The following is a 9,836-nucleotide window of genomic DNA, read 5'->3' as shown; positions in this document are numbered from 1 at the left end:
TGCACGGCGCCGGCTCGCTGCCCGGTGGCCGGGTGCAGATCGATGCCGCGGCGTCCTCGCAGTTCGTCTCGGCGCTGCTGCTGGCCGGGGCCCGGTTCGACAAGGGCCTGGAACTCGTCCACGACGGCGCCGGCCTGCCGTCGCTGCCGCACATCGAGATGACCGTGACCGCGCTGCGGGCGGCGGGCGTGAGCATCGAAACAAGCATCGACACCACCGGCGCCACCCGGTGGCTGGTCAGTCCCGGCGTCGTGCGGCTGCCCGACCAGGTGATCGAGCCGGACCTGTCCAACGCCGCACCGTTCCTGGCCGCGGCCCTGGTGACCGGCGGCTCGGTGACGGTGCCGCACTGGCCGGTCACCACCAGCCAGCCGGGCGCGCTGCTGGCCGAGCTGCTCAGCTCGATGGGCGCCACCGTGAGCCACGGCGAGGCAGGCCTGACGGTGACCGGCACCGGCACGATCGCCCCGCTGGTGGCCGAGCTGCACGACGCCAGCGAGCTGACCCCGGTGCTGGCGGCGCTCGCGGCGCTGGCCGACGGCGAGTCGGTGATCACCGGGGTGGCGCACATCCGCGGCCACGAGACCGACCGGCTGGCGGCGCTGGCGGCCGAGCTGACCGGGCTGGGCGGTGACGTGAGCGAGACCTCGGACGGCCTGGTGCTGCGCCCGGCGGCCCTGCACGGCGGCCCGTGGCGCAGCTACGCCGACCACCGGATGGCCCAGGCCGGGGCGGTCCTCGGGCTCGCGGTGCCCGGCATCGAGGTGGACGACATCGGCTGCACCAGCAAGACCCTGGCCGACTTTCCCGGCATGTGGCGGCAGCTGCTGGCGCCCTCCTCGGCCACCGGATAGCCGCCCGGATGGCGCAGCGCGACACCAGGCGGCTGGACGAGGACGACGTCCGCAACCGGCCGACCCGGCACGGCAGCCGGGCTCGCACCAAGCAACGGCCGGCGCACGACGACGCCGCCACCGGGATGGTGGTCACCGTCGACCGCGGCCGGTTCACGGTGTTGCTGGACGGCATCGCTGATGGCGCTGGCGTGCTGCTGACCGCGATGCGGGCCCGCGAGCTCGGCCGCAGCGCGATCGTCGTCGGTGACCGGGTCGGGGTGGTCGGCGACCTGACCGGAGCAGCCGACACGCTGGCCCGGATCGTCCGGCTGGAACCGCGGGAGACCGTGCTGCGGCGCACCGCCGACGACAACGACCCGTACGAACGGGTGATCGTGGCCAACGCCGACCAGCTGCTGATCGTGGCGGCGCTGGCCGACCCGCCCCCGGTCTACGGCCTGATCGACCGGTGCGTCGTCGCGGCGCTGAGCGCCGGCCTGGAGCCGATCCTGCTGCTCACGAAGGCGGATCTGGCCTCACCGGAGGAGGTGCTGGCCAACTACGCCGAGCTCGACATCCCCGCCATCGTCACCTCCCGCGGAGCCGACCTGGCGCCGATCATGGCCGTGCTGGACTCGCACGTCACGGTCTTCGTCGGGCACTCCGGTGTCGGCAAGTCCACGCTGGTGAATGCGCTGGTGCCCGGTGCCGCCCGCAGCACCGGCGTGGTCAGCGAGGCCGGCAAGGGTCGGCACACCTCTACCTCGGTCTTCGCGCTGGCGCTGCCGGAGCCGGCGCACGGCTGGGTCATCGACACCCCGGGGGTCCGCTCGTTCGGGCTGGCGCACGTCAGCGCCGACGACGTGCTGTGGGCGTTTCCGGACCTGGAGGACGGCGCGGCCCAGTGCCCGGGCAGCTGCGAGCACCTGTCGGCCGCCGACGGCTGCAAGCTTGATGCCTGGGTCGCGGCCGGGCATTCCACGCCGACCCGGCTGGATGCGTTCCGGCGGCTGCTGGTCAGCCGCAAGGACCTGGGCGGCGCGATCCCGCTGCCTTGAGCTGAAAAGCTCCAGCGCCGACGCACCCCTCAACGCGAATTTGGTGATGAGAGGCGCCCAAGGTCTGACTGCTGGGATGGCGCGTTGGTGCCTGAGAGGCCGGCCTTGAGATCAAAATAGATTCCCACTGCGCTGGCGATGATCGGAACGAGTACGGCTGCGCCAGCGAGCGGCTTCCGGACGCCGTACATGCTCAGCAGCGGACGCCACGATCGCAACCCCAGCGGATCCTCGGCATGCATGGTCTGCCAGTCGAAGGCCACGGCCACGATAATGAAAAGGATTATCATAGCGAGTACCCGTGGCACGGCAAAAGGATCGCGCGACTGGTCCAGCAGCACGGCGAGTCCACTTTCGACAGCCAGCGGTACCGACGCAGCAAGGGCGAACGCCAAGCCTTTGGTGGCTCCTCGGCGGCCGGGCAGCGTTGTCCATAGACATCCGAAGAAGAACCCCGCAGCAGCCCAGAAGAAAAGCTCTGAGCTGATCGCCTCGGCAATATGCAGCGATCCTAAGTACCCCAGCGGGTCGGCCCATTGGCCTGGGCGCGTAGCAAGCCAGACGAAGTAGGCCACGGCAGGCAGGCTGAGGACTACGATCAGCCGCGCGGCCCGGACTCCGTTATCGATCCACGAGTTCCCGGGCCCGATGCTGATAGCGATATCGCCGGGTGCCACGTCTCCCTGCAACATCCATGCCGTGCTCGAATGCTGGCGGTCGCCCCTGAGTAGCTGATAAAGACCCGGCTTCGGGCGGAGTGTTCCTCCGGGTGACGGAGGAGGGAATGATCGGTACTCGTCGATGGCTTCCCGGATTTTGCCGACCTTGGTGTCGTACTCCTGCATGGTGATCTTACCTGCAGATAACTCATCGTCGAGTGCCCTAGCGGCAAGTCTGGCCGTCTGCAGTGTGGCCTGGGCGTCTACCAACGCCGGGCGAAGTGAGCGAAGGGCCGATAGTGCCGTCTCTAACGGACGTGCTTGTAGTTCGCTCGTATCGGGGTCTGGGCGGCACAGCACCGCTGCTCGAAGCAGGTTTCGTCGGCTGACTCGAGGGAGAGTCGCGATGATCCACACGCCCAGGAGAAACGCCAACGGCACCCAGAATCCGAGGTACCACTCCGCTGAATAAAGCGAATACGGCAGCGCGGCGGAGATGAGTACATACTGCCCAGGAGTTGGCCGGAGCGCGCCTACCGGCGTAGTTCGGATCAAGGCATAGATTACCGCGATGACACTCAGATACCAGAAGACACCGTTGAACTCGTCGAGAAGCGCACCCGGATACACAATTGAGTTGTCAGCGAGGAAGTGCACAAATTCCCGGGTACGATCAGGCTGAGCTACCGGGAAGAGATTGTTGCGATCCCATGTCTGCTTCTGCTGCCAGACCCACCCCGTGACGATGAATACCGCTGCAAGCCCACTAGTCACTAGCAGAACCCAGTCGGCTGGCCACCGCCTGGATGGCGGCGTAACCACGGTGTCGTTCTCACGGCCACCCGAGGACCGCGAGAGTCGTCGTAGCGCGGTGCCCACAGCCAGCAACAGTGCCCAGGTCACCAGAATCAGTATCGTAAGGAGCCACCCCGCTGAGGCAAATTCGCTGACCGTCACCGGGCCGGTCGAAGTGCCGCCAGGGTTGAAGTGCATGTCAGACGTAAAACTGAACCGTTGTGGCCGGAGGATCAAAGCCAACCCCAGTCCGACGAGCGGTATGAGCACCACCATGGGAACGAAGTGACGAGACCACACGCAGAGAACAGCAAGTACCACGGCAAAAAAGAGCAAGGAGACCAGAGCTGTCCATCGCCAATAGGCGTAACTCAAGTAGTCTCCAGCGAAATCGCCGTTGATTAGATATGGAATAAGGCCAGCTGCCAGCCCAGCAAGGCTCAGCCCCGCCATCAGCACAATCGCTCGGAAGGGGCGGGTCGTGTCAGATGTATTACCACTCCCCTTCGAGGCATATAGATGACGTACCACGAGAAGTAGAAAGACATAGAAGACGGCTTCGGCTGACCGCCAGGAGATCTCAGAGGCCACCCGGCCAGCTCCTGAGCCTGACGATAAGGTAATACGCTTGACCGTGCCAAAGGCGGCTACAGCCTTCCAGCTACGCAGCTCGTCCCGGCCGGCAAGTTTCCAGGAAACACGCATCTGCCCATCAGAAGATATCGGTCGTGGGTGCATGAAACTGAGTTCCAAACCGGATAGCTCCATACATATGGTCCGGTGGAAGTCATAGAATTGGAGCGGCGCGACAGCAGCGGGCGCGTCCTTATCAAAGAGTGTTATCCGCATCTCTTTAGTGGTCGAATCGATAACCCACGAACCTGCATGTGACTTGCCGGCCCCGGACAGCTCGACCAGAATCTGATCCCGCAATTCTACTGTTCCCTCGGGTTTGCCCCCGGAACGAGTTCCGTTCACCAAGCTCGTCGTCGGTTCTCGAGGCCGGTAATCCTGATCGTCCCACGGAACCATAAGGCACCGCAGCGCGCTCTCATGGCGCGAGGAATCGCGTTCGTCGAGTAGCGCATCTGCTCCGGGCCAGGCTGCCGGGATCGTATAGACCTCCGTTACCGTCACAAGCGGTAGATCTAACCTAGAAGCACGAAGTTCGATTGTTGACTTGATGTGTGTCTCTTTCAGGGCCGGATCGCCACAGTTGACCGGATTAGCTGGGGCTGCCCATCCCGTGCCTGCCACGCACCAGATGAGGCCGAGGGGTATTACGACCAAGAGAGCGAGCAGGACTGCTACCTGCCAGAAGCGGCGGGATCTGGGACTGCTGACCCAGATCTGCCGGACAGCGGGCCTAGTCATCATTGACCGATGCTCCATGGAGCCCCCGTGCTATCCAGCATCCTGACCGCAGATAAGCAGCAAACACACTAGCGGTCTCCTCCGAAGCTTGGCCAGAGTCATACCGACGTCGCACCGGTACTCGCTGTCAGGTACGACACCGGCATTCGTGACTTCGGCCTACGGCAAAAGCCCAGAGGGAATCCGTTCGGCGCAACGCCGTCCGGATGCCCCGCACCCGAGGAGCACCGCCCGCGCATCGAACACGATCAAAGACACGACCGTGCAGGGCAGTCCCTAGCGTGACGCCCATGTCAGCTGCCCGCAGCGCCGTGGTCGTCGGCGCCAGCATCGGCGGGCTCCTCGCGGCCCGCGTGCTCAGCGACCGCTATGACCACGTGGTGATCCTCGACCGGGACGTGCTGCCCGCCGGCGCGGCGGCCCGGCGCGCGGTTCCCCAGGGCCGCCAGCTGCACGTGCTGCTCTCCCGCGGCAAGGAGGCGCTGGACGAGTTGTTCCCGGGGCTGTCGGCCGAACTCAACGCGCGCGGCGCGCCGCTGGTGGACCTGCATGATGACGTGCACTGGTACAACGACGGCCAGCGGATGCTGCGCGCCCCGTCGCCGCTGATCGCCGTCGGCATCAGCCGGCCGCTGCTGGAGGACGCGCTGCGCGCCCGGGTCGCGGCACTGCCGGGGGTGGAGATCCGCAGCCCGGTCGAGGTGCTGGGCCTGACCGCCACTGCCGACGGCAGCCGGGTCACCGGCGTACGGCTGCTGACACCCGGACCGGAGGGCGGCGAGCGGACACTCGCCGCCGACCTGGTGCTGGACGCCAGCGGTCGCGGCTCCCGCACCCCGCTCTGGCTGGCTGAGCTGGGCTATCAGGCTCCCCCCGAGGAGCAGGTGCGGGTCGACGTCACCTACGTCACCCGCACCTACCGCCGGGAGCCGCACCACCTGGAGGGCTTGTCCGGCGCGCTGACCAACGCGGTACCGGGATCGCCCCGGGCCGGCATCGTCGCGGTCCAGGAGGACGGCCGCTACGCCGTCGCGCTCAGCGGCATGCTCGGCGAGGAACCCCCGACCGACGACGAGGGCATGGCGGCGTTCGCCGACTCGCTGGCCGCCCCGCAGGTCGGCGAGATCGTGCGGACCGCCGTGGCGCAGAGCCCACCGGTGAAGATGCGCTTTCCGGTGAGCACCCGGCGCCGCTACGAGCGGCTGCGCCGGTTCCCCGCCGGTTACCTGGTGATGGCTGACGCGCTGTGCAGCTTCAACCCCATCTACGGCCAGGGCATGACCGTCGCCGCGCTGGAGGCCTTGCTGCTGCGCCGGCTGCTCACCAAGGGCAACCAGGGCACCGACCAGCTCGCCCGCCGCTTCTTCGCCGGGGCCGCCCGGGTGATCGACGGGCCGTGGTCGATCGCGGTCGGCACCGACCTGCGCTTTCCGGAGGTGATCGGCCGGCGTACGCCGAAGGTGCGGTTCGTCAACGCCTACGTGCACCGGCTGCACGTGGCGGCGGTGGCCGATCCGGTGCTGGGGGCGGCGTTCCTGCGGGTGCTCAACCTGGTGGACCCGCCGACCCGGCTGCTCGCGCCGGGGATCGTAGTGCGGGTGCTGCGGGGCTCGCTCGGCCGCCGGGCGGTCGATGCGCCGAATAGAGCCGCGGTTCCGGCTCGCTGGCGGTAATCCCCGGTTCGCTCAGCCGCCGGCCTGCAGGTACTTGCCCAGCACCGTCACGCCCTGCTCGATGTCGGCGATGTCGCCGGCGAAGGAGAGCCGGGCGAACCGGTGCCCGTCGACGGTGTCGAAGTCCCGCCCCGGTGCCAGCGCCACCCCGGTGTCGGCCAGCACCCGGCGGACCCATATCAGCGAGTCGTCGGTGTGGTCGGAGACGTCGGCGTAGAGGTAGAACGCCCCGTCGGCCGGCGCCAGCCGGTCCAGCCCGATCGCCGGCAGCGCCTGCAGCAGCAGCGCCCGGTTCTCGGCGTACCTGGCCACGTTGGCCTCCAGCTCGGCATGCGCCTGGAAGGCCGCCAGCGCCGCCAGCTGGGACAGCGTCGGCGGGCAGATCGTGAAGTTGGCGATCAGCCGGTCCACCGCGTCCAGCAGCTCGTCCGGCACCAGCAGCCAGCCCACCCGCCAGCCGGTCATGGAGAAGTACTTCGAGAATGAGTTGACCACGATCGAGGACCGGTCGAACTGCCAGGCGCAGGCAGCCGGACCGGCGTAGCTGATCCCGTGATAGATCTCGTCCGAGATCAGCCGGACGCCTCGCCCCCGGCACCAGGCCGCGATCTCGGCGAGCTGGCCCGGCGCCACCATGGCGCCGGTCGGATTGGCCGGCGAGCCGAGGATCAACCCCTCGGGCACCGGGTCCAGCTCCCGCAGCATCGCGGGGCTGGGCACGAACCCGTGCTCGGGGCCGCAGCCGAACTCCCGCACCGAACACCCGAGGCTGGCCAGGATGTTGCGGTAGGCGGGGTAACCGGGCCGGGGCATCGCCACCGTGTCACCGGCGCTGAACGCGGCCAGGAACGCCGCCAGGAAGCCCCCCGACGAGCCGGTGGTCACCACCACGTTGGCCGCCGGGACGTCGATGCCGTACCAGGCGCGGGTGTGCTCGGCGATTGCCGCCCGCAGCGGAGGCAGGCCGAGCGCGTCGGTGTAGCCGATCCGGTGCTCGGCCAGCGCCTGCCCGGCAGCCTGCCGGACCAGCGCCGGGGCCGGCGTGCCCGGCTGGCCGATCGCCAGGTTGTACACCGGCAGCCCGAGCCGCCGCCGGGATTCCGCGGCCTGGAACACCTGCATGACGTAGAACGGCGGCACCGCCGAGCGGGCCGAGGGGCCCGCCGGGGCTGAGGGGCCCGCCGGGGCTGAGGGGCCCGGGGGGCCCGGGGGGCCCGCGGAACCCGTCGGACCGGTCACACCCACCCCCCACATCGCCAGTACACGCTGTCCTGCCGGGCCAGCAAGCCCTCGTCCACCAGGTACCGGCGCAGCGCAGCCACGTCCGGGTTCCACACCCCGACGATCGCGTTCACCTCCGCCTCGGGATAGCGCACCCCGGGCTCGAAGGCTGTCGCGAGGTAGGCCAGCAGCAGGCTGCGCTTGACGCCGCGCGGCACCACCGGCAGCCGTCCGCGCACCAGATAGCTGCGCAGCACCCGGCGCAGGGCAGGATCGGCAATGTCGTCGAAGGACGCCGGGTCGGCCAGCGCCCGGGCGCGATCCAGTCCGGCTTGGCCCTGTGTCACCCCGCGACGATAGCCTGCTTGCTGTGAGCAGTACGCCGGAATATCCGCCTGCCGGGCCGGCCACCGGGTTGGCAGCCGATCTGGACCTGGCGCTGCGGCTGGCCGAGGAGGCCGACACCGTCACCACCGGACGGTTCCGCGCCGCCGACCTGGTGGTGAGCAGCAAGCCGGACCTGAGCCCGGTGAGCGATGCCGACCAGGCCGTCGAACACCTGATCAGGCAGCGGCTGGCAACCGAGCGGCCGGCGGATGCCTTCTGCGGCGAGGAGTCCGGCACGACCGGCAGCGGCCCGCGCCGCTGGGTGCTCGACCCGATCGACGGCACCAAGAACTTCGTCCGCGGGGTGCCGGTCTGGGCAACCCTGCTGGCCCTGCTGGTCGAGGACGATCCGGTGCTCGGAGTGGTCAGCGCCCCGGCGCTCGGGCAGCGCTGGTGGGCCGGCCGCGGGCAGGGCGCGTTCTGCAGCTCCTTCGGCGAGCCGCCCCGGCTGCTGCGGGTGTCGCGGGTCGGCCGGCTCGCCGACGCCAGCCTGTCCTACGCCTCGCTGTCGGGATGGGCCGAACAGGGCCGCCAGCAGGCCCTGCTGGAGCTGATCGGCCAGGTCTGGCGCTCCCGGGCCTACGGCGACTTCTGGTCCTACATGCTGCTCGCCGAGGGTGCGGTGGACCTGGCCGCCGAACCGGAGCTGTCGCTCTGGGACATGGCCGCCCTGGCGCCGATCGTGACCGAGGCCGGCGGCCGGTTCAGCGGGCTGAACGGAGTGGACGGCGTGCAGCAGGGCAACGCCGCCGCGTCCAACGGGCTGCTGCACGAGGCACTGCTCGGCGCGCTGGCCGGACGTTGAAGGGAACCGTTTGGCGATGACTGTCCAGGACTGGCTGCTCGACTCCGACCCGGCGCTGCGCTGGCAGGTGCTGCGCGACCTCAGCGACGCGCCACCGGACGCGGTGGCCGCCGAGCGCGCCCGGGTCGCGACCGAGGGCTGGGGCGCCCGGCTGCTCGCGCTGCGCGGCGAGGACGGCCAGTGGGCGGGCGGCGCGTGCTTCCCCGCGGACTTCCGTGGCGACTTCTCCCGGGGGCAGCCCTGGACCGCTACCCTCCCCACCTTGACTCTGCTGCGCGATCTCGGCGTCGAGCCGGACGCCCGCCCGGTCCGCGAGACCATCGCGCTGGTGGGCGAGAACTGCCGATGGGAGCACGCCGGGCAGCCGTTCTTCGCCGGGGAGGTCGAGCCGTGCATCAACGGCCGGACCGTGGCGATCGGCGCCTACTTCGGGGTGGATGTCGACGGCATCGTCGCGCGGCTGCTCGCAGAGCAACTCTCCGACGGCGGCTGGAACTGCGAGGCCGAGAACGGGTCGGTGCGCGCATCCTTCGCGACCACGATCTGCGTGCTCGAAGGGTTGCTCGAGCACGAGCGCGCCACCGGTGGTTCGGCGGCGGCCGTCGCGTCGCGGCGGCGGGGGCAGGAGTACCTGCTCGACCGCCGGCTGTTCCGGCGGCTGAGCACCGGCGAGGTGGTCGACCAGGACTGGCTGCGGTTCTCGTTCCCGACCTGGTGGCACTACGACGTGCTGCGTGCCCTGGACTATTTCCGCGCCACCGGGGACGCGCCGGATCCGCGACTGGCCGAGGCTGTCGCGATGCTGCGCTCGAAGCAGCAGCCCGACGGCACGTGGCTGCTGGAGAACACCCATCCCGGCTCGGTGCACTTCTCGATGGAGGACGGCGACGGGCGGCCCAGTCGCTGGAACACGCTCCGCGCGCTTCGGGTTCTGGACTGGTACGGCGACGCCCACTGAAGCGCGACGCTCGCTGACCCACAGCGACGCGTGGCGCGCAGTGGCACCACCACGCCAGGCCTCAGCGCTG

Annotated in this window: 8 protein-coding genes; 5 read left to right on the top strand and 3 right to left on the bottom strand. The window is 69.3% G+C overall.

The features are described 5' to 3' along the window. Together VF542_RS16195 and rsgA are read left to right on the top strand one after the other, a co-directional pair. Positions 1-854 (top strand): 3-phosphoshikimate 1-carboxyvinyltransferase (locus VF542_RS16195; protein WP_408652727.1); only part of this gene is annotated, 854 nt, incomplete at its 5' end. Positions 855-862: 8 nt separating this feature from the next. Then, a complete protein-coding gene (gene rsgA, locus VF542_RS16190; protein ID WP_408652726.1) occupies positions 863-1,894 on the top strand; it encodes a ribosome small subunit-dependent GTPase A in 1,032 nt (343 codons plus the stop codon). Positions 1,895-1,923: 29 nt separating this feature from the next. Here the strand turns inward: rsgA and VF542_RS16185 are convergent, their stop codons facing one another. After that, positions 1,924-4,605: a DUF6185 family protein gene (locus VF542_RS16185; protein ID WP_408652725.1), complete on the bottom strand. Its 2,682-nt coding sequence runs from the start codon at positions 4,603-4,605 to the stop codon at positions 1,924-1,926. A gap of 407 nt (positions 4,606-5,012) precedes the next feature. Here VF542_RS16185 and VF542_RS16180 point away from each other — a divergent pair, with 407 nt between their 5' ends. Continuing rightward, positions 5,013-6,395 (top strand): FAD-dependent monooxygenase, encoded by a 1,383-nt coding sequence (locus tag VF542_RS16180; protein WP_408652724.1) that lies wholly within the window; start codon positions 5,013-5,015, stop codon positions 6,393-6,395. 12 nt (positions 6,396-6,407) lie between these two features. On the opposite strand, the gene VF542_RS16175 is transcribed toward VF542_RS16180, so the two are convergent. Next, complete coding sequence (locus tag VF542_RS16175; RefSeq protein WP_408652723.1) at positions 6,408-7,517, bottom strand: pyridoxal phosphate-dependent aminotransferase; 1,110 nt, start codon at positions 7,515-7,517, stop codon at positions 6,408-6,410. Positions 7,518-7,630: 113 nt separating this feature from the next. Next, entirely contained in the window at positions 7,631-7,963 is a 333-nt protein-coding gene (locus VF542_RS16170) for a DUF2087 domain-containing protein (protein ID WP_408652722.1), read from the bottom strand. 23 nt (positions 7,964-7,986) lie between these two features. Between VF542_RS16170 and hisN the strand changes: the two genes are divergently transcribed. Both hisN and VF542_RS16160 read left to right on the top strand, forming a co-directional pair. Beyond that, positions 7,987-8,808, top strand: a complete 822-nt coding sequence (hisN, locus tag VF542_RS16165; RefSeq protein WP_408652721.1) for a histidinol-phosphatase — start codon at positions 7,987-7,989, stop codon at positions 8,806-8,808. A 16-nt stretch (positions 8,809-8,824) separates the two neighbouring features. After that, positions 8,825-9,766, top strand: coding sequence for a hypothetical protein (locus VF542_RS16160; RefSeq protein ID WP_408652720.1), 942 nt, complete (start codon positions 8,825-8,827; stop codon positions 9,764-9,766). Positions 9,767-9,836 lie beyond the last annotated feature (70 nt).

Origin of the sequence: Jatrophihabitans sp., assembly GCF_036389215.1 — a bacterium.
Taxonomy (GTDB): Bacteria; Actinomycetota; Actinomycetes; order Mycobacteriales; family Jatrophihabitantaceae; genus Jatrophihabitans_A.
This window is presented reverse-complemented; position numbering and strand designations above follow the sequence as displayed.

Excerpts from the sequence above, each read along its gene's own strand:
- VF542_RS16160 (WP_408652720.1), top strand. The coding sequence starts at position 8,825 with ATGACTGTCCAGGACTGGCTGCTCGACTCCGACCCGGCGCTGCGCTGG.
- VF542_RS16180 (WP_408652724.1), top strand. The coding sequence starts at position 5,013 with ATGTCAGCTGCCCGCAGCGCCGTGGTCGTCGGCGCCAGCATCGGCGGG.
- VF542_RS16175 (WP_408652723.1), bottom strand. The coding sequence starts at position 7,517 with ATGCAGGTGTTCCAGGCCGCGGAATCCCGGCGGCGGCTCGGGCTGCCG.
- rsgA (WP_408652726.1), top strand. The coding sequence starts at position 863 with ATGGCGCAGCGCGACACCAGGCGGCTGGACGAGGACGACGTCCGCAAC.